At 60.4% G+C, this 19,582-nt stretch carries 20 protein-coding genes; 9 read left to right on the top strand and 11 right to left on the bottom strand.

Annotation, left to right across the window (positions count from 1 at the left end; translation table 11 throughout):
• Window positions 1-231 precede the first annotated feature (231 nt).
• Genes KVQ82_RS18250 through KVQ82_RS18240 form a run of 3 tightly spaced genes read right to left on the bottom strand, consistent with a single transcriptional unit; the run spans window position 232 to window position 2,853 of the window.
• Window positions 232-912, bottom strand: coding sequence for an SOS response-associated peptidase (locus KVQ82_RS18250; protein ID WP_222015053.1), 681 nt, complete (start codon window positions 910-912; stop codon window positions 232-234).
• Between the two features lie 48 nt (window positions 913-960).
• Window positions 961-1,806, bottom strand: a complete 846-nt coding sequence (locus KVQ82_RS18245) for an ABC transporter permease (protein WP_222015052.1) — start codon at window positions 1,804-1,806, stop codon at window positions 961-963.
• Window positions 1,807-1,866: 60 nt separating this feature from the next.
• Complete coding sequence (locus tag KVQ82_RS18240; RefSeq protein WP_222015051.1) at window positions 1,867-2,853, bottom strand: aliphatic sulfonate ABC transporter substrate-binding protein; 987 nt, start codon at window positions 2,851-2,853, stop codon at window positions 1,867-1,869.
• Window positions 2,854-3,144: 291 nt separating this feature from the next.
• Here KVQ82_RS18240 and KVQ82_RS18235 point away from each other — a divergent pair, with 291 nt between their 5' ends.
• From KVQ82_RS18235 to KVQ82_RS18225, 3 genes are all read left to right on the top strand, one after another.
• A complete protein-coding gene (locus KVQ82_RS18235; RefSeq protein WP_222015050.1) occupies window positions 3,145-4,092 on the top strand; it encodes an ABC transporter substrate-binding protein in 948 nt (315 codons plus the stop codon).
• Between the two features lie 131 nt (window positions 4,093-4,223).
• Window positions 4,224-5,123, top strand: a complete 900-nt coding sequence (locus KVQ82_RS18230; protein ID WP_222015049.1) for a polysaccharide deacetylase family protein — start codon at window positions 4,224-4,226, stop codon at window positions 5,121-5,123.
• 109 nt (window positions 5,124-5,232) lie between these two features.
• Complete coding sequence (locus KVQ82_RS18225; RefSeq protein ID WP_041062828.1) at window positions 5,233-5,475, top strand: DUF1652 domain-containing protein; 243 nt, start codon at window positions 5,233-5,235, stop codon at window positions 5,473-5,475.
• A 4-nt stretch (window positions 5,476-5,479) separates the two neighbouring features.
• Here KVQ82_RS18225 and KVQ82_RS18220 read toward each other — a convergent pair whose 3' ends face one another.
• Window positions 5,480-5,842 (bottom strand): NUDIX hydrolase, encoded by a 363-nt coding sequence (locus KVQ82_RS18220; protein WP_222015048.1) that lies wholly within the window; start codon window positions 5,840-5,842, stop codon window positions 5,480-5,482.
• Between the two features lie 221 nt (window positions 5,843-6,063).
• Between KVQ82_RS18220 and KVQ82_RS18215 the strand changes: the two genes are divergently transcribed.
• Window positions 6,064-6,261, top strand: coding sequence for a hypothetical protein (locus KVQ82_RS18215; protein ID WP_041062822.1), 198 nt, complete (start codon window positions 6,064-6,066; stop codon window positions 6,259-6,261).
• 58 nt (window positions 6,262-6,319) lie between these two features.
• Here the strand turns inward: KVQ82_RS18215 and KVQ82_RS18210 are convergent, their stop codons facing one another.
• The gene (locus KVQ82_RS18210; RefSeq protein ID WP_041062819.1) at window positions 6,320-6,559 is read right to left on the bottom strand and encodes a hypothetical protein; all 240 of its coding nucleotides are present in this window, start codon (window positions 6,557-6,559) and stop codon (window positions 6,320-6,322) included.
• A 186-nt stretch (window positions 6,560-6,745) separates the two neighbouring features.
• Here KVQ82_RS18210 and KVQ82_RS18205 point away from each other — a divergent pair, with 186 nt between their 5' ends.
• Entirely contained in the window at window positions 6,746-7,081 is a 336-nt protein-coding gene (locus KVQ82_RS18205; protein WP_041062809.1) for a hypothetical protein, read from the top strand.
• 188 nt (window positions 7,082-7,269) lie between these two features.
• Window positions 7,270-7,869 (top strand): DUF6338 family protein, encoded by a 600-nt coding sequence (locus KVQ82_RS18200; protein WP_222015047.1) that lies wholly within the window; start codon window positions 7,270-7,272, stop codon window positions 7,867-7,869.
• A gap of 137 nt (window positions 7,870-8,006) precedes the next feature.
• On the opposite strand, the gene KVQ82_RS18195 is transcribed toward KVQ82_RS18200, so the two are convergent.
• Window positions 8,007-8,891 (bottom strand): LysR substrate-binding domain-containing protein, encoded by an 885-nt coding sequence (locus KVQ82_RS18195; RefSeq protein WP_041062806.1) that lies wholly within the window; start codon window positions 8,889-8,891, stop codon window positions 8,007-8,009.
• Window positions 8,892-9,050: 159 nt separating this feature from the next.
• Between KVQ82_RS18195 and KVQ82_RS18190 the strand changes: the two genes are divergently transcribed.
• Entirely contained in the window at window positions 9,051-12,077 is a 3,027-nt protein-coding gene (locus KVQ82_RS18190) for an FAD-binding and (Fe-S)-binding domain-containing protein (protein ID WP_222019425.1), read from the top strand.
• On the opposite strand, the gene KVQ82_RS18185 is transcribed toward KVQ82_RS18190, so the two are convergent.
• Both KVQ82_RS18185 and KVQ82_RS18180 read right to left on the bottom strand, forming a co-directional pair.
• Window positions 12,010-12,699 (bottom strand): paraquat-inducible protein A, encoded by a 690-nt coding sequence (locus tag KVQ82_RS18185; protein ID WP_222015046.1) that lies wholly within the window; start codon window positions 12,697-12,699, stop codon window positions 12,010-12,012. The two genes, KVQ82_RS18190 and KVQ82_RS18185, sit on opposite strands and share 68 nt — an antisense overlap.
• Complete coding sequence (locus tag KVQ82_RS18180) at window positions 12,696-13,292, bottom strand: paraquat-inducible protein A (protein ID WP_041062800.1); 597 nt, start codon at window positions 13,290-13,292, stop codon at window positions 12,696-12,698. Before KVQ82_RS18180 ends, KVQ82_RS18185 begins: the two co-directional genes overlap by 4 nt.
• Window positions 13,293-13,472: 180 nt before the next feature.
• Here KVQ82_RS18180 and KVQ82_RS18175 point away from each other — a divergent pair, with 180 nt between their 5' ends.
• The gene (locus KVQ82_RS18175) at window positions 13,473-14,642 is read left to right on the top strand and encodes a DUF1624 domain-containing protein (RefSeq protein WP_222015045.1); all 1,170 of its coding nucleotides are present in this window, start codon (window positions 13,473-13,475) and stop codon (window positions 14,640-14,642) included.
• Between the two features lie 150 nt (window positions 14,643-14,792).
• Here KVQ82_RS18175 and KVQ82_RS18170 read toward each other — a convergent pair whose 3' ends face one another.
• The gene (locus KVQ82_RS18170) at window positions 14,793-16,184 is read right to left on the bottom strand and encodes an aldehyde dehydrogenase family protein (protein ID WP_222015042.1); all 1,392 of its coding nucleotides are present in this window, start codon (window positions 16,182-16,184) and stop codon (window positions 14,793-14,795) included.
• Between the two features lie 103 nt (window positions 16,185-16,287).
• Between KVQ82_RS18170 and KVQ82_RS18165 the strand changes: the two genes are divergently transcribed.
• Window positions 16,288-17,166 carry a LysR family transcriptional regulator gene (locus KVQ82_RS18165; RefSeq protein ID WP_041063049.1) on the top strand — a complete coding sequence of 293 codons (879 nt, stop codon included), beginning with the start codon at window positions 16,288-16,290 and terminating at the stop codon, window positions 17,164-17,166.
• A gap of 47 nt (window positions 17,167-17,213) precedes the next feature.
• Here KVQ82_RS18165 and KVQ82_RS18160 read toward each other — a convergent pair whose 3' ends face one another.
• Window positions 17,214-17,837, bottom strand: a complete 624-nt coding sequence (locus KVQ82_RS18160) for a glutathione S-transferase family protein (protein ID WP_222015041.1) — start codon at window positions 17,835-17,837, stop codon at window positions 17,214-17,216.
• 104 nt (window positions 17,838-17,941) lie between these two features.
• Window positions 17,942-19,357, bottom strand: coding sequence for a cytosine permease (locus tag KVQ82_RS18155; protein ID WP_145596870.1), 1,416 nt, complete (start codon window positions 19,355-19,357; stop codon window positions 17,942-17,944).
• Window positions 19,358-19,582: the final 225 nt, after the last annotated feature.

The raw sequence follows: 19,582 nt of genomic DNA, 5'->3' as shown, positions 1-19,582 counted from the left end.
GTATGTATGACGGTTGAAATGTCAGACAAGCGGTTAAATCGCTCAAACGACTGTTTTTTTCGGGCTGTTTCAGCGATGAAACACCAGTTGTAAAGATCGAGTGTCACCTGTAATCACCTGTAGGAGCTGCCGCAGGCTGCGATCTTTTGATCTTGCTTTTAAAAAATTAAAAATCAAAAGATCGCAGCCTGCGGCAGCTCCTACAGGGTAAACGCGTGAGATCACAGATCTTTAAGCCACTTCTTCAATGAGGTTGGCGCCCTGATTGCGCGAATTGCCGACGGCTTTGCCAACCTTGTGCCAGGCAAATGCCTCGCTGGCTTCACCTTCGAACAGCAGCATCTGCTCGGCACGCTCCGCTGGTGTTGCCGGGTCGAGCCACTCGGCAGCCAGCTCCGGGCGAAAAACCACCGGTCGGCGATCATGGATATCGAGCAGGCCGCCGACGCTGTCGGCGGTGATGATCACGAAACCATCGTCGTCCCGGGCTTCGCTGCCGGGTGTCGGAAACTGGCCGATGGCCGCACAGAACACCGGCCCGTGATCGGCCCGCCGGATCAGCCACGGCTGTCGGGTGTTATCCGGGCCGTCGACCCATTCGAACCAGTTGTCGACCGGGACGATCAACCGATGACGCCAGATCGCCCGGAAGAAGGGGCCATGGGCGACTTTTTCCACACGGGCGTTGATCGGTGCCGCGCGGTCCCTGGCCCAGTGCGGACGCCAGCCCCAGCGCAGGTTGTCGGCATACAGGCGTTGATCATGTTGATGGAGCACCGCGAGTGACGTGGTCGGCGCCGCGTTGTAGCGCTCCAGCGCAGCGTCGCCGACGTGATTGATCAGCGCATCGGGAATGCTCAGCACCGCGACAAAGTCGTGAATGCCACGGTACTGCGAGAGTCTTCCGCACATGCGCTGAATCTCCGGTTGCACGCTTTCAGCTTAGTTGGCTCTGGCCAATCAATCCTGCGCCGCCTGACCGGTGAACGTGTCGCGCCAGATTAGCCAGCGGCGTTCCAGCACTGCGAGCAAACCGTCGCTGAGTTTGCCGAGCAAGGCGAGCACGATAATCGCCGCCAGCACGATGTCCGGTCGCGAGGTTTCGCGGCCGTCGCTGAGCAGATAACCGAGGCCCTTGGTCGCGGCGATCAGCTCGGCGGCCACCAGAAACATCCACGCCAGACTCATGCCGCTGCGCAGACCGGTGAACAGGCCGGGCAGGGCGGCCGGCAACAGAATCCGCCGTACCAGTTGCAGGCGGCTGAAGCCATAAATGCGCCCGACCTCGACCAGTTTCCGATCGATGTTGCGAATCGCCGCGACCACGTTGACGTACACCGGAAAGAACGCGCCGATGGCGATCAGCACGATTTTCGAGGTTTCATCGATGCCCAGCCACAGCAGCAACAGCGGCACCCAGGCCAGACTCGGAATCGAACGCAGCGCGGCGAACATCGGTTCCAGATACGCCTCGGCCTCACGACTGAGGCCGACCCAGGCGGCGAACACCAGCGCCAGGCTGGCGCCAATTGCAAACCCGAGCAATACGCGGATCAGGCTGGCGCCGATGTGTTTCCACAGCGCGCCTTCGGCGAGGTCGGTGAGGGTCAGGGCGATCTCGCTGGGGGCCGGCATTTGGTAGGACGGCAGCCAGCCGAGACGCACGATGAACTCCAGGACGACTACGATCAGCAGCGGCAGGGCCAGACCTTTGAAGCGCCGTCGCCATGTCGGGTTGAGGGATGACGCTCGCGGCCTCGACAAGCGCCGAGGAGGTGCGGGCAGTTCGTTACTGCGAGTGGTCATACATGGGCTCCGCTCACAGCGAATCCGCAGCGGACGCGGATGGACTGTGAGTCTGGTCGGTTACTGGCGGGCGACGGCTTGCTGCACACCACTGTCGAGCAACTGATCGATGACTTGATCGACATTCACCCCACGCCGCACCAATTCCTCGGACACCAGAATCGGTGCCGCCGCCTTGGACGCCTGCACGTCGTTGGCGGTCAGTTGCGGGCTGCTCAAGTCGGTGCGCGACAACTGCAGTTTGGCCACGTCCAGCGGCAGGCCGGATTCCTTGGCGAGCAGGGCGGCGAACTCGTCCGGATTTTGCAGCGCCCATTGTCGCGCCTGCTCGTAGGCTTTGATCACCGTGTCGATGGTGTGCGGATGCTCCTTGGCGTACTGCTCGGTGACGCTGACCACGCCATAACTGTTGAACGCCGGGTTGCGGTACAGCAGACGCGAACCGGCCTGCACCTGACTGGCGGCCATGTGCGGATCGAGTCCGGCCCAGGCGTCCACATCACCTTTTTCCAGCGCGGTGCGACCATCCGGATGTTGCAGGTGCACCAGCTCAACGTCGTCTTTCTTCAGCCCGGCCTGTTGCAGGCTGCGCAGGGTGAACAGGTAAGGATCGGTACCTTTGGTGGCGGCGATTTTCTTGCCTTTGAGGTCGGCGACGCTCTGGTACGGCGAATCCTTGCGCACCACCAGCGCAGTCCATTCGGCGCGGCTGTAAACATAGACCGATTTGATCGGGCTGCCGTTGGCGCGGCTCAGCACTGCAGCAAGGCTGGCGCTGGAGGCGAAATCGACGCCGCCGCTGTTCAGATATTCCAGCGAACGGTTACTGCCCTGGCTGAGCACCCAACTGACTTTGGTCTGCGGCAGGGCTTTTTCGAGGAAGCCGAAATGCTTGAGCACCAGGCTGACCGGTGAGTAGTAGGCGTAGTCCAGATGAACTTCGGCGGGCGCCGTTTCGGTGGCGTGAGCCAGCGGTTGCAGGCTTAGCGCCATGGCGCTGGCAACCAGCAGCGTTTTGAGGCGGAAAAAAGGTGAGAAGGATGTCATGGCGGCGCTCCGGCAAAGGCACTGTTTTTATGTCCAAAAATATATTTTCAATGGCTGCTTCCTGCATGAATGGAATATTGCAGGCTCTGTGCCATGTGCGTATCAGCCAATGTTTACGGGTTTTTCGCCGGGTTTGGTGGCTTTCAACTGTTGCTTGGGCAACACGCTGGTATCGCACTGTTGCACAGCGAACAGTGAGCATTCGGTGTGCTGAGCTTATGCATTAATCGAATTTAAAAAGCGCCAATCAAGAGCGTTATCGTCTATGCAAATCCCATTGCAGGACCCGCCATGAAGCTCTCCAAATTCTTGCGAATCACACTGATTGCTGGACTGTTCAGCGCACCGCTTGCCTACGCCGCCGAGTCGTTGGTCCTGCACGTCGGTGATCAGAACTACTACAACATCCGTGCCTCCATCGAGGCCTCCGGCGTGTTGAAAGACGCGCCGTACAGCGTCGACTGGAAACATTTCCAGGCCGCTGCACCACTGGCTGAGGCGTTGCAGACCGGCTCGCTGGATCTGGGCTTTCTCGGTGATTCGGGCTTTCTGTTTCTTGCTGCCAAACAGGCGCCGGTGAAGCTGATCGGGGTATCGCGGCAGAACCCGGACACCATCGCCTTGCTGGTGCCGAAGGATTCTCCGGTGAAAACCATTGCTGATCTGAAGGGTAAAAAAGTCGCCTACTGGCCTGGCGCGTGGAGCCAGCAGCTGACCTTGCGCGCCCTGGAGCAGGGCGGTCTGCCGGAAAACTACGTCGACTTCGTCAAGCTGATGCCGATTGACGCTGCGGCGGCATTGCCACAGGGCAGCATCGACGCTTTCCCGGTGTGGGAACCGTACATCTCCCAGCAAATCGTGTTCTCCGGTGCGCGGCCGATTCTCACGGCGAAAAACCTGATGCCGGGCCTCAGCGCGATTGCCGCGTCGGCGCCGTCGATCGACAGCAAGCGTGCGGCGATTGCCGATTTTCTCGAGCGTTTGAAACGGGCGCGGGCGTGGGTCGACAGCCACACCGATGAATATGCGGATCTGTGGGCGAAGAAGGCCAATCTCGATCAGCAGGTGTCGCGGCACTGGTTGCGCCAGGCGCACATGAGCATCGGGCCGGTGGATCGACAGGCCGCCGCCGACCTGCAAAGCACCGCCGACTTCCTGTTCAAGGTCAAGGCCTTGCCGGCGCCGCTGGCCACTGCCGGGATCATCGACACCTCGTTTCAACAGGCATTGGCGGACTGAGCGAGCGCCGGAACCAAAGCCTGTGTACCCTATCCAACGCTGGCTCGAATAGCCGGGCGCAGGGATGGATCAGGGCGAGGGAGTTTTGCCGGACGACAACAGGACCGCAACGGTCAGGCGCAAGGCAAAACATGAAATACGCGTTCAATCTTCTCTGTGCAGCGGCCATCGCGTTCGGGCTGGCCGGCTGCATTGCCGCGCCGATCGAAATGACCGCGCAGACCGAAACCCGGCTCAAGGCCCAGGCGCCGGTACGGTTTCTGCTGACGTTCGATGACGGCCCCAGCGCTTCGAGCTTGTGGAACCCGTCGGCGACAGTGCTCGACAGCCTCAAGGACAACCCGGTGCAACCGGACATCAAAGCGGTGTTCTTCGTCCAGACCCGCGCGCCCCGCGCCGGCAACAGTGAGATTGGCCGCGGCATCATGCGACGCGAATACGCCGAAGGGCACATCCTCGGATTCCACACCGCCACCCATTGGCACACCAACCATCGCTCGCTTGATCCGCAAGAGCTGGAGCAGTCGCTGAGCAATGGCACGGCGGATATCGCCGCGATCACCGGCGCTGCGCCGATCCTGCTGCGTCCGCCCTTCTGGAATTATGACAAGCGCACCTTCGCCGCCTATCAGCAACACGGTCTGCATGTGTTGCTGACCGATTTGAGCGCCAATGACGGCAAGATCTGGGGCTTCAACGCCAGCCCCCGACGTCGGGAGAATATGCTGCGCCAGCTATCGGAAGTCCGCGAGCGCATTGCCCGCGGCGAATTACCAACCGTGGACGGCGTCATTCCGGTGGTGGTGACCTTTCATGACCTCAACCGTTACACCGCGCGACATACTCGCGAATACTTGCAGATCCTCCTCGACAGCGCCGCCGCCACGGGCGTGAGGCTGGCGGACAAAGCGTTCTACGACGATCACGCGGCGCTGCAGAAAGCGGCGCTGGCACGAACGGTTCAGCAGAGTTCGCAGCCGGTGCAGTTGCCGGGCATCTGGAACTGGATCTGGGATCACGACGCGCACTGAGGCGGGGTCAAATATGTGAGCGGGTTGGCAATTGCCGGGGCGGCAGGTTGCTGATGGCTCATCTATGCTCAACGGGTCGACCGACTCAACGCCTGCGAGGCGTGTACCCATGTTAGCCATTGCCGACATCTGCCGGATTGTCGAGTCCGGCTTTCCGTCGCTTGAATGCGAATGCACACAAGTGGAGCAGGGACTGCTGCGGATCAAGGTTTATGAGCCTGACTCCGGGCGAGTCGAGTTGTTGCTCAATGGGGTTTCGCCGGAGCATCTGGTGACGATCCGCGATCTTTCCAACTTCATCGGCGAATTGCGCACGGAAATCAGCGCCGGGCGCCGGGCGTTTGCCGGTTGAAACCTCACAAGCGTCGTTGAAATGCCTGCACGATGCGCAAGGTCGCGTCGCTGGTGGGCAGATTCTGCACCGCGTCCAGCGGATGCCAGATGCATTCGATGATCTCGTTTTGCGGGCGCAACGGCTCAAGGTCGAGCACCGAAGCCTCGTAGACATGATGCTGGGTGCTGCCGCTGTGCAGTTCCATCAGATACAACATTTGCTCGGCATTGAGTGCCGTTTCTTCCTGCAGCTCGCGCGTCGCCGCCCCGGCTCTGGTTTCCCCAGGCTCGACCTTGCCGCCGGGCAGTGTCCAGCGACAGCGGGGTTTGCGGACCAGCAGAACGTGTCGATCCTGCTCGCAAATGACGGTTGCGCGTACTTTCATCTGTTACCTGTTTGTTGCGTGTCACATAAATGAAATAAAACTGCAATATTCGAGCCTGGCCCGGATTCAAAGGTTCCGTCAAGGTTTGAGCGGGTGGAGAGACGGAAAGTGCCAGAGCCTTGGCACATGACTGTCGCGACACCCGGTCGGCACATCTGCGGCAACAGGGTGTAAGGTAAAAAAGCTCAGCTGAAACCACCGTCAGCAAAAAGGAGGTACCCATGAGCATTCCTGTTCTGAACAAAATGCACATGAACGGCTACGACGTACTCAGCGTGAACAACGGCCCTTGGCGGGTTTGTACCCAAGGCGACCGGCTGGCATCGTTTGGTAGCAGAGAGGAAGCGCTGGCCTACGCCGCTGCGTTGCCGGGTTACAGACAACGCTCGGCGCGAGCGCGAAGTCACACTGCAAATTGAAGCAGATGTAACGAAAGAGCCCCGGTGATGACCGGGGCTTTTGTCGAGGGCAGGGGGATCAGTGAACCTTGATCCGGCTTATGGAGCGCGTCTTCACTTCCTTGGCATAGGACTGCAAGCGTTCTTCATCACTTTGCAGCACCTCACAAGACCTCAGAACCGCTTGGGCATCGGCTTCATTGCCGCTCTTGCGCAGCTGTTCGGCGATGCGCTTGAGGTCGACCGCCGACCATCTCAGATCCGATGCAACGGCTTGCAGGTCGCGTTGAAGTTCGTGTTCGTATTCATTGAGCCGCATGATCACCTCCGGAACATTCTCGGTAAAACAGAGTAGCCGCATTTTTCAGCGATGATGCGCAGCTCGTCTGCCATCGGGCTGGATGCATGTAAATATTTGTCCAATCCCCCTTGTGGGCGAGGCGTCGCGCTGGATGTACATCCGGTTACACGTTACATTCGCTTTTTTTCAAAACAGGGAAACACCATGCGGATATGGATCGGGAGTTTGGCGTTGGCATTGCTGGCGGGTTGCTCATTGCCAGCATCGCTGGTTCCGGGCGAGCCGAATCTCAGCAAGACCACCACCAAGGCGCCTAAAGACTATGCCGCGTGCTTGTTGCCGTTGTGGCAGCAGGACATTCCGAAGACCACGCAGACCGCGATTTCCAATGGTTACCGGATCACGGCACCGAGCATTGTTACCGCCGACGAGATTCTTGACATCATCAAGTACAAGGACGGCAGCCGGGTTTCCCTGTATCAGGGACCGCCATGGGCCAAGTCCGGGTCGTTGCGCAAATCGGTGCGTGACTGCCTGTAAAGCCCGGCCTCAGCTGCAAAACCCGCCGCCAGAAAAGCAGAAACCGCAGCAACGGTTTCTGCTTTTTTGCTTTGTGAATTTGCGAAAAGCGTTGTGACAGATCGGCACGAGGCGTTTTCCAGTGTGCGCTAGGCTTTTGAGTGCTGCCCGGTAACCAGTGGGGCATGCCTTTCAAGGAGCCACGGATCATGGATGATCTGGTCAAAGAAGTTATTCCGTTGTTGCAGTATCTGATTCCCGGATTTGTCTCGACTTGGATTTTCTACACGCTCACTTCATTCAAGCGACCTGATACGTTTGGGCAGATTGTGCAGGCGTTGATTTTTACGTTTGTGATTCATGGGGTGGTAACAAGTATTGGCGAGATCCTTTTGTGGGTGGGGATGAAGGGGGTTTCCGTAGGAATATGGGATGGCAAGGCGCAGACGTCTTGGGCAATCTTTTGTTCGCTGGTACTTGGATTGCTGTCCTGTTGTCTGGCGACCAATGACAAGCTACATGGTTGGTTGCGTAGCAGAAACGTAACGAAACAATCTTCTTACCCAAGCGAATGGTTCTGCGCATTCGCCCAACTTGATCGACTCATTACCCTGCATTTGCATGACGAAAGGCGCGTACTTGGTTGGCCGGCCGAGTGGCCGCCGGAATCAGCCAACGGCCAGTTCGTGATCCATAAGCCGCGTTGGCTGCATGAAGATGGCAATGTGGCGCCTTTGGGCGCCGAATATTTGTTGATAGATTCCGCGAAGGTTAAATGGGTTGAATTCAGCCCGGCATCAGAGGATTGATTATGAGCGCCCGCGCACCACAACCAATGCCAAAGAAATATGAACACCTGTTCTTTGGGCCAGACGGAAAACCGTTGGATAGTCCACTGTTGAAGGGGCCGAGTGCGCCTCCACCTTTAAAAAAGCACTGCTGCTGTTCACAGCGTATCCACCAACCAGTCCCTGAACGCTTTCAATGACGGTAACGCCTCATTGCGCGGCGGATACACCAGGTAATAGCTGCGCCGGCTGGTGATCGGCTCCCCCAGTTGCAGCAGTTCGCCGTTGAGCAATTCATCCTCCACCAGAATCCGCGGCACCAGCCCGACGCCAATATTCGCCCGCACCGCCTGAATCAGGTGTGAGGTCATTTCAAAGCTCGGGCCGATGCGCATGCTGCGGTGTGGCAAACCATGATGGGTGAACCATTCCGCCCACGCCTGGGCATTGCTGCTGACATTGAGCAGCAACTGCCCGGCGATGTGCTGTTCGGCGTCGTCGCGTTCGGCCGTCGACAACTGCGCGCTGGCGATCACCACCAGTTCCTCAGTGTGCAGCGGCAGGGCACTGAGGCCTGGCCATTCACCGCCGCCGACACAGATCGCGGCGTCGATTTCGCTGGTGTCGAAGTCGATTGCTTCGATGCGCGAATGCAAGTGCACGGTCATGCCCGGGTGCGCGGTGTAGAAGTCCTTGAGCCGTGGCAGCAGCCATTTCGAGCCGAAGGTCGGCAGCGTCGCCAGACGCAAACTGTGAATGCCCGAACCGAACGCCATGGCCTGCAACGTCGCGCTGCGGATCTGCCCGAGGGCTTCGGCCAGTTCGCGCTGATACATGCGCCCGACATCGGTCAAAACCACTTGCCGGCCTTCGCGGCTGAACAGGCGCATGCCGAGCATCTTTTCCAGAATCTGCACCTGCCGGCTGACCGCGCTTTGCGTCAGCGACAGTTCGTGGGCGGCGCGGGTGTAGCTTTCATGGCGTGCAGCGGCCTCGAAGGCCAGCAATAACGACATGGAAGGGGTGAGGGTTCGCGGATTCATTCGTTTTAGTCATGGATTGCGGGTCGATTTTACGTTTGTCCCGACGGCGCCAAGCAATGAAAATAAGCACCATGAGATGGCGGGAGCGTGACGCAATCATTCATTGCGCACAACTGTTCACCGCCACACGGCCCGATTTTGACCGAGATTTCCTCACCGATGATTGCCCAGCTGTCGCCCGCCACCGCATTGACCACTGATTACCAACAGTTCCTCAAAGCCCTGAAAGCCAGTGGCTTTCGTGGTGAGATCAGTGCCGATTACGCCAGCCGAGTAGTGCTCGCCACCGACAATTCGATCTATCAGCGCCTGCCGCAAGCGGCGGTGTTTCCGATGGATGCCGAGGATGTGATGCGGGTCGCTCGGCTGATCGCCGAACCGGCTTATCAGCAAGTGGTGATCACTCCGCGCGGCGGTGGCACGGGCACCAACGGTCAGTCGCTGACCGATGGCATCGTCGTCGACCTGTCGCGGCACATGAACCGCATCTTGGAAATCAACGTCGAGCAGCGCTGGGTACGGGTGCAGGCCGGGGTGGTCAAGGATCAGCTCAACGCCGCACTGAAATCCGCCGGGCTGTTTTTCGCCCCGGAGCTGTCGACCTCCAACCGCGCCACTGTCGGTGGCATGATCAACACCGACGCCAGCGGCCAGGGCAGTTGCACCTACGGCAAGACCCGCGACCATGTGCTGGAACTCGACATGGTGCTGCGCGGCGGTGAACACCTGCACGGTGCAGCGCTGGCGGAAGACGACCTGACAGCGTTGTGTGCCCGTGAAGACCGGATCGGTGACGTCTATCGCTGTGCGCGGCAGATCATTGATGAGCAAGGCGAGTTGATCAAGCAACGCTTCCCTGATCTCAACCGCTGCCTGACCGGCTACGACCTGGCGCACCTGCGTGAGGCCGACAATCGTTTCAACCTCAACAGCGTGCTGTGCGGCGCCGAAGGCTCGCTGGGGTTTGTGGTCGAGGCGAAGCTCAACGTTCTGCCGATCCCCAAACACACGATGCTGGTGAACATTCGCTACGCCGGCTTCATGGATGCGTTGCGTGATGCCAGGGCGCTGATGGCGCTCAAGCCGCTGTCGATTGAAACCGTGGATTCCAAGGTGTTGCTGCTGGCGATGCAGGATATCGTCTGGCATGGCGTCGCCGAATATTTCCCGGAAAGCGCCGAGCGGCCGACACTGGGGATCAACCTGGTGGAGTTCTGCGGCGACGATCCTGAAGATCTGCAACGCCGGGTCGAGGCCTTTCTCGAACACTTGAGCAGCGACACCACCGTCGAACGCCTCGGCCATACCCTGGCGGTCGGCCAAGCGGCGGTGAACAAGGTCTATGGCATGCGCAAGCGCGCCGTCGGCCTGCTCGGCAACGTTGCCGGCGAAGCGCGGCCGCAGCCGTTTGTCGAGGACACCGCAGTGCCACCGCAGCACTTGGCCGAATACATCGCTGAACTGCGCGAACTGCTCGACAGCCACGGTTTGCAGTACGGCATGTTCGGCCACGTCGATGCCGGTGTGTTGCACGTACGGCCGATTCTCGACATGAAGGATCCACAGCAAGCGGCGTTGGTGCGTCCGGTGTCCGACGGTGTCGCTGCGCTGACCCAGCGCTACGGCGGCCTGTTGTGGGGTGAACATGGCAAGGGCCTGCGCTCGGAATACGCGCCGGCATTTTTCGGTGAGCTGTACCCGGCGTTGCAGGCACTCAAAGCCGCGTTCGACCCGTTCAATCAGTTCAACCCGGGAAAGATCGCCACGCCGGCCAACACGCACGCGCAGCTGTTGAAGATCGACGAAGTGACCCTGCGCGGCGAACTCGACCGGCAGATCGACGAAAAGGTCTGGCAAAGCTACGGCGCGGCCCTGCATTGCAACGGCAATGGCGCCTGCTACAACTTCGATCCCGACGACGCCATGTGCCCGTCGTGGAAGGCCACCCGTGAGCGTGCGCAATCGCCCAAGGGCCGCGCATCGCTGATCCGCGAATGGCTGCGCTTGCAGGGCGAGGCGGGGGTGGATGTGCTGTCCGATGCGATTCGTCGTCCGGCGTTTTTCCGCAACCTGTGGATCCGTTGGCGCAACAGCCGTGGGCAGAGTGCAGACTTTTCCCATGAAGTGTATGACGCCATGGCCGGCTGCCTGGCGTGCAAATCCTGCGCGGGGCAGTGCCCGGTCAAGGTCAATGTGCCGGAGTTTCGTTCGCGGTTTCTGGAGCTGTATCACAGCCGTTATCTGCGCCCGGCGCGGGATTATCTGATTGCTTCGCTGGAGTACAGCATTCCGTACATGGCGCGGATTCCGGCGCTGTACAACGGTTTGATGGGCGCTGCGTTCGTGCGCCAACAGTTGGAGCGCCTTGGTGGCATGGTCGATGTGCCGTTGCTCAGCCGCTTTGATTTTCACGCTGCGCTGCGTCGCTGGAAGGTGCAGCCAGCGACGGTCTCGACACTGTCGGCGCTGACCCCGGCTCAGCGCGAGCGCAGTGTGGTGTTGGTGCAGGATGCCTTCACTCGTTACTTCGAGGCGCCGCTGCTGGCGGATCTGCTGGAGCTGATTTCGCGGCTGGGCTATCAGGTGTATCTGGCGCCGTTCAGTGCCAACGGCAAGCCGCTGCATGTGCAGGGCTTCCTGTCGGCGTTCAACCGTGCAGCATTGCGCAATGCCCGACAACTGCGTGAGCTGGCCGATATCGGCGTGCCGTTGTTGGGGCTGGATCCGGCCATGACGCTGGTCTATCGCCAGGAATACCAGAAAGTGCCCGGCATGCTGGAGTGCCCGGAAGTTGCACTGGTGCAGGAATGGTTGCTCAAGGTGATGCCGGAGCAGCCTGGTGCCGACGCGCCGCAGTCATTCCGGCTGCTGGCGCACTGCACCGAGAAAACCAACGCGCCAGCCGCCACTCGCCAGTGGGAGCAAGTGTTCGAACGGGCCGGGTTGAAACTGGCGACGCAGGCCACCGGTTGCTGCGGCATGTCCGGCACCTATGGCCATGAAGCACGCAACCGTGAAACCTCGGCAGTGATATACGAGCAATCCTGGGCGCGGCAGGTCGAGGCGCCGGCGGAGCAGGGCGAAGCGCTGGCCACCGGTTATTCCTGCCGCAGTCAGGTCAAGCGCCAGTCGGATCAGGCGCTGCGCCATCCGTTGCAGGTACTGCTGGAGGTGGTACGTCGCTGAGCGGTTCGTCGTCCGGGGCATTGTCCCAGATCAGCCGTGGGTCGAAACTCATCGCCGAGAGCATGGTGAACACCACCACCATGCCGAAAAACAGGATGCCCGGGCGTGGTTCGATATCGCCCAGCGCCTGGAACTTCACCAGCGCCGCGACCAGTGCGACCACCAGCACGTCGAGCATCGACCAGTAGCCGATCAGCTCGACGAAACGGTACAGCTTCGAACGTTCACGGCGCGCCCAGTCGCTGCCCCGCTGCACGGTGATCAGCAGCAGCGACAGGGCGACGAATTTGATCCCCGGCACGGCGATGCTGGCGATGAAAATGATCAGTGCGATGTCCCACGCGCCGCCCTCCCAGAACTCCAGCACGCCGCTCATGATCGTGCTGTCGGCGCCGTTGCCGAGCATCACCGTGTTCATCACCGGCAGCAGATTGGCCGGCACGTAGAACGCCAGCGCGGCAAACAGATAGGCCCAGGTGCGCGCCAGGGAGTTGGTCTTGCGCCGATGCAGCGGTGCATCGCAGCGCGGGCATTCGTGCGGTTCGTCGGTCATGTCGCAGGCCAGCCCGCAGCTGTGGCACAGGCACAGATTCAATTCGCTGGCGGTCGCCGGTCGCTTCATAGAATGTCCCACAGATCACGAATGTCGCGGCCGGCAATGCGGATCATCATCAGGCTCAGCACCGCCAGGGCGAACAAACCGATGCCCGGCAGCACATCCAGCAGTCCGGCGAGTTTGAACACCGCCACCATTGCCCCCAGCAGACACACTTCGAGCATGCTCCACGGGCGCAGGGTTTCCAGCCAGCGCATGCACAGCTTGAATCCCGGTGCCCGCCGAGAAGACAGTGCGTAACTCAACACCCAGATCAACAGCACCAATTGAAAGGCCGGGGCGATGATGATCGAAATCGCCGCGACCATCGCCATGAACGTGATCGGTCCCTGACTCAAGGCCAGCACCGAATCCCACAGCGTCGCGCTGTTCTTCAGGCCTTTCATGCTGATGCTCATCACCGGGTAGAAGTTGGCGAACAGCCACAGCATGGCGGCGGTGAACGTCAAGGCCAGCCGCTGTTCCACGGTCAAGCCGTTATAACGCTGCAGCACGCCGCCACAACGCACGCAGAGGGTTTTCTGGTGTTTGCCGAGCACGACTTTTTCATACACGCAATCGCAATGCTCGCAGATGATCAGGTGTTCGGTTGAGGTCATGGGCAACGCTCGACAGCTGGCGCAAAGGGCGGGGGGCGCCTGATCACTATAGAAGCCTGACGTGATTGGGCAAATGTCGATTGGCTTGGGGATCGACTTTTTATGTTATAGAGTAACGCGAATTTTTGCTGAGGCTCGCCGTTGCGACCCCTGATTCATTGACTCGATGGCGAAATGTCCATGACGATTACCTGTGCTCGTTCCAATCCGCCGCCGACCGGTCGCTTGCTGTCCATTGATGCCTTGAGAGGTCTGGTGATCCTGTTCATGCTGCTGGATCACGTGCGTGAGACGTTCCTGTTGCACCGTCAGGTGTCCGATCCGATGGACATCGCCAACACCGAGCCGGCGTTGTTTTTCAGTCGCACCCTGGCGCATCTGTGCGCACCGGTGTTCGTGTTGCTGACCGGATTGTCTGCGTGGTTGTTCGGCGAAAAGTACGCGGGCAAGGCCGATGTCAGCGCCTTCCTGTTCAAGCGGGGGCTGTTTCTGGTGCTGCTGGAATTCACCTTGGTGAACTTCGCGTGGACGTTTCAGTTACCGCCGAGCGTGATCTATCTGCAGGTGATCTGGGCGATTGGCCTGAGCATGATCGCGCTGTCGCTGCTGGTCTGGTTGCCGCGCTGGCTGTTGCTGACGCTGAGTCTGGCGATCATTGCCGGGCATAACCTGCTGGATGGGCTGCATTTTTCGCCGGAGTCGGCACTGCATGTGCCATGGGCGATTCTGCATGACCGGGGCTGGATCGAGGTCGGTGACAGTCTGCGCTTGCGCACTTCGTACCCGCTGTTGCCGTGGATCGGCGTGATCGGTCTGGGTTATGCACTGGGCCCGTGGTTCGCCCGCGGGGCTGATGCCTGGAGCCGTCAGCAGGCTCTGTTGCTGGGCGGTATCGCCGGTCTGCTGGGCTTCGTCGGGCTGCGGCTGATCAACGCTTATGGCGAAAAGCCTTGGGCGGTTGAAGACACGACCGTGCAAACGCTGATGGCGTTTTTCAACATCACCAAGTACCCGCCATCGCTGCTGTTCATCACCCTGACGGTGAGCATCGGGTTGCTGTTATTGCGGGTGTTCGAACGGCGGCAGACGCGCCGCTGGATTCACTGGCTGACGGTCTTCGGTTCGGCGCCGATGTTCTTCTATCTGCTGCACCTTTACGTGCTGAAGGTGCTTTACCTGATTGCCGTGGCGCTGTTCGGCCTTAACCACGGTAGCTATTTCGGCTTCGATTCAGTAGCGGCAATCTGGCTGGTGTCACTGCTGTTGGCGCTGGCACTGTACCCGGCGGTACGCTGGTTCTCTGCGCTGAAATCGCGGCGTCGCGACATCGCCTGGCTGAAATATCTGTAAGCCCTGGGGTCATTGCGCTCGCGCAATCAACGCACGACGTAAAACCCTGTAGGAGCTGTCGAGTGAAACGAGGCTGCGATCTTTTGATCTTGATCTGGAAAATCAAAATCAAGAGATCGCAGCGTGTCGCAGCTCCTACAGGGGGCGGTGTTATTTTCGATCCAGCCACACCGTCTGCGCGTTGCAGAACTCACGGACGCCGAAGTGCGAGAGCTCGCGACCGAAACCGCTTTTCTTCACGCCGCCGAAGGTCACGCGCGGGTCGCTGGCGGAGTAGCCGTTGATGAACACGCCACCGGTATCCAGTTCGCTGGTCAGTTGCTGGGCCAGTTGCACGTTGGCGGTGTAGATCGTGGCGGTCAGGCCGAAGTCGCTGTCGTTGGCCAGAGCCACGGCGTGGGCGCAATCGCGGGCGGTGATGATCGACGCGACCGGGCCGAACAGCTCCTGTTTGAACGAGGTCATGCGGTCGGTGACATCGGCCAGCACGGTCGGTTCGTAGTAGTTACCCGGGCCTTGGGCCTTGCCACCGCCGAGCAGCAGGGTCGCGCCTTCTTCGAGGGTGTCGCGCACTTGCTGGTCGAGTTCGTCACGTAGATCGAAACGTGCCATCGGGCCGATGTAGGTGTCAGCGGACAGCGGATCGCCAACCTTCAGTTGACGCGTGGCCTCGACGAATTTGCGGGTGAACTCTTCGACCACGCCTTCTTCGATGATCAGGCGCTTGGCGGCGGCGCAGACCTGGCCGGAGTTCTGATAGCGCCCGATGACGGCAGCCTGCACGGCTTCGTCCAGATCCGCGTCATTGAGCACGATGAACGGGTCTGAACCACCCAGTTCCAGCACGCATTTCTTCAGCGCGGCACCGGCCTGAGCGCCGATGGCCATGCCGGCACGGACGCTGCCGGTCAGGGTGACAGCGGCGATGCGCGGGTCGGCGATGGCGGTGGAAACGCCTTCGGGAGTGACGTTGATCACTTCAAACACGCCGTCCGCGAAACCGGCGTTCTTGAAGGCATCGCGCAGCAGGTAGGCGCTGCCCATCACGTTCGGCGCATGTTTGAGCACGTAAGTATTGCCGGCGATCAGCGCCGGTACCGCGCCGCGCAGCACTTGCCAGATCGGGAAGTTCCACGGCATCACCGCGAGGATCGGGCCCAGCGGACGGTACTCGATGCGCGCTTTGCCACCCTCGACCTGAGTCGGCTCGGCGCAGAGCATGGCCGGCCCGTTTTCGGCGTACCACTCGCAAAGCTTGGCGCACTTTTCGATTTCGCCACGGGCCTGGGCGATGGGCTTGCCCATTTCCTGGGTAATCATGGTTGCCATGGCTTCGGCGCTGTCGCGCAGGGCGCCGGCCAGCGCAGTCAGGGCGCGGGAGCGATCCTGCAGCGGCTTGCGTTTCCATTTCGAGAAACCGAACGCGGCGCGGGTCAGCGCAGCGTCGAGGGCCTCAGCGGATTCAAAGGCGTAGTGACCGATCTGTTCGCCGGTGGCGGGGTTGATCGAGATGGCGTGGGTCTGGCTGGAAATCTGGCTCATGGCTGGCTCCTGCGAGTTCAGTGGATGGGCCTAGAGTAGGGTGGCGTTTGTTTTCTGGAAACTGAATAATAAAGATCGATTCTTTCACGATTGGAGAATGACTGTGGATCTGGTGCAGCTGGAAATCTTCAAGGCCGTTGCCGAGCACGGCAGCATCAGTGCGGCGGCGGCGCAGATACATCGCGTGCCGTCGAACCTGACCACGCGGATCAAACAGCTGGAGCAGGACCTGGGCGTCGACCTGTTCATTCGCGAGAAAAGCCGTCTGCGCCTGTCGCCGGCTGGCTGGAGTTTCCTCGAATACGCCCGGCGCATTCTCGATCTGGTGCAGGAGGCGCGGGCCACGGTCGCCGGTGAAGAGCCGCAGGGTGCATTCCCCCTCGGTTCGCTGGAAAGCACCGCCGCAGTACGCATTCCCGAACTGCTGGCGGCGTATAACCAGTTGCATCCCAAGGTTGATCTGGATCTGTCCACCGGCCCGTCCGGAACGATGATCGATGGCGTGCTGGCCGGGCGCTTGGCGGCGGCGTTCGTCGATGGCCCGGTGCTGCACCCGGCGCTGGAAGGCGTGCCGGCGTTCGAAGAGGAAATGGTCATCATCGCACCGCTCAATCACGCCCCGGTGCAGCGTGCGGCGGACGTGAATGGCGAAAACATTTACGCGTTCCGCTCCAACTGTTCCTATCGTCACCACTTCGAAAAATGGTTCAGCACCGACGCCGCTGTGCCGGGCAAGATTTTCGAGATGGAGTCATATCACGGCATGCTCGCCTGCGTCAGTGCCGGTGCCGGATTGGCGCTGATGCCGCGCAAAATGCTGCAGAGCATGCCCGGCAGTGCGACGGTCAGCGTCTGGCCGCTGGCGGCGGATTTCCGTTATCTGACGACGTGGCTGGTGTGGCGCCGGGGTACGGTGTCGCGCAGTTTGAGCATGTTTGTGCGTTTGCTGGAGGAGCGCGGCGTGGTGCGTGCAGAAGAGTAGCTGCGTCGACGACGTCACTCATGCCTCGACGCCGCAACAGTCATGCTTCACGGCGTACCGTTTCTGCCGTACAGGCGAAAGCCTTCGCGTTGGCTCAGACGCTCGTAATACGCCCTGACGGCGGCATAGTCCGGATGTGCGAACGGCGTTTCGAACCAGCGGTTGACTGACAACCCGATGGGGATATCGGCGAGGGAAAACCGGTCGCCACTGACGTAGGCGCCAGTCTTCAGCAACTGTTGATCGAGGATGCCCATGGTCTTCGACCATTGCTCGATGCCCTTGGCCAGAGCGGCGCTGTCCTGATAATCCGCTGACCGGCGCACCAGCGACATGAACGCATACGACCACGAGCGGTTCAGCTCCGACGCTTGCCAGTCGATCCACTGATCGACCCGCGCACGAACTCGTGGCTCGGCGGGGTAGAGGTCTGCGCCGCCATAGGCGCCTGCCAGATAACGAATGATCGTGTTCGATTCCCACAGGGTGAAATCGCCGTCCTCAATCACCGGCACCATGGCGCAGGGATTGAGCGCGAGAAATTCCGGCGTGTCGGTGGATTTGAAACCTGAGCCCCAATCCTCACGTTCGAACGGGATCTGCAGTTCGGCGCAGGTCCACAGCACTTTGCGCACGTTGATCGATGACGCCTTGCCCAGAATTCGCAGCATGAGTTTTCCCTGTCTCGTGGGTGCCTGTCGGGGCATCAAGAAATACCACACCACAACGCAGAAGGCCCGCGCATGGCGGGCCTTCTTTTTACATCGAATCAATCTCAGTGACTGCCCACCAGTTTCCCGCCCATCATCCGCCGCCGATAAGCGCTGTCACGATTGGCCAGCCAGAAGTACAGCGGCGAGGTCACCAGCAGCCCCACCAGCCATGACAGGTCGGCGCCGTTGATATGCGCCGACACCGGGCCGACGTACAGCGGGGTGTTCATGAACGGGATCTGCACCGCAATGCCGATTGCGTAGGCCAGCAGCGCTTGCGGGTTGTAGCGTCCGTAGATGCCGCCGTCGACCTGAAAGATCGACTGGATGTCGTACTTGCCCTTGTGGATGGCGTAGAAGTCGATCAGGTTGATCGCGGTCCACGGCACCAGGACCACCAGCAGCACCAGCACCATGTCGACGAAGTGACCGATGAAGTCCTTCGAGGCGCCGACGGCGGCGAAGCAGCAGGCCAGCAGCACGATGATCGAGATCACCGCACGGCTCTTGGCGGTCGGAATCCAGCGGTAGGCGAAAGTCTGCACCAGGGTAATCAGCGACAGCACCGCGCCGTACAGATTGAGGGCGTTGTGGCTGATCACGCTGAGCAGGAACAGCACCAGCATCAGCGGCCCGATCGAGCCGGTGGCAAGTTTGACCGCATCCATGGTGTCCATGCCCACGGGCGTTGCCAGCACGGCAACGGCACCGAAGATGAACGCCAGGCTTGAGCCCAGCGCCGAACCCAGATAGGTGGTCCAGAACGTCGACGAGACTTTCACGTCCGCCGGCAAGTAACGCGAATAGTCGGACACGTACGGGGCAAACGCGATCTGCCACAGCGCGGCGAGCGACACGGTGGCGAGCCAGCCGGAGAGGTTGAAGCTGCCGCGGGTGAGGAAGTCATCGGTCTGGATATGGGTGAAGATGTAGCCGAAACCGACGACGATGCCGATCCCCAGCACCCAGGTACCGATGCGGTTGAGCACGTGGATGAAGCGGTAACCGATGATGCCGATGATCCCCGAACCGAGGGCGCCGATGACGATGCCGACCGGCACCGGCACGCTGTCGACCACGCCGTGCAACGACTTGCCGGCCAGTACGATGTTGGAGGCGAAGAAGCCGATGTACATGACGCCGGCAATCAGCACCACCAGCAGCGCGCCGAGCGAGCCGAACTGCGCGCGGCTCTGGATCATCTGCGGAATGCCCATCTGCGGGCCTTGCGCCGAGTGCAGTGCCATCAGCACGCCGCCGACCAGGTGACCGACCAGAATCGCGACGATGCCCCAGACCAGATTCAAGTGGAACAACTGCACGCCCAGCGCGCCGGTGACGATGGGCAACGGCGCGATGTTGCCGCCGAACCACAGCGTGAACAGATCCCTGACCTTTCCGTGGCGATCTTCGGGGGGCACGTATCCTATCGTGTGTTTTTCAATGAGCGGGGCGGACGTTGTTGCAGAGGTGGACATGACGAACTCCAAGGCAAGGATGAGTACGTGGACGTACTTCGGTAAGCGCCGACACGGACGGCGCATTTCTTGTTGAAGCGATCATGTGCAAAGGCCCGGGATAGATAAATTAGTAAGTTTGTTGCTTCAGACCTTAAAAAATATATGCCGCGTGTAATGCGTAGCTCCGGTATGTTCAGGCTTCACTCTGTTCTGGATTTACACAGTTTTGTGGTGAGGGGATTT

It is taken from the genome of Pseudomonas sp. AO-1, from assembly GCF_019775695.1.
Classification (GTDB): domain Bacteria; phylum Pseudomonadota; class Gammaproteobacteria; order Pseudomonadales; family Pseudomonadaceae; genus Aquipseudomonas; species Aquipseudomonas parakoreensis.
The sequence above is the reverse complement of the archived record's forward strand: the minus strand, read 5'-3'. Positions and strand labels throughout refer to the sequence as shown.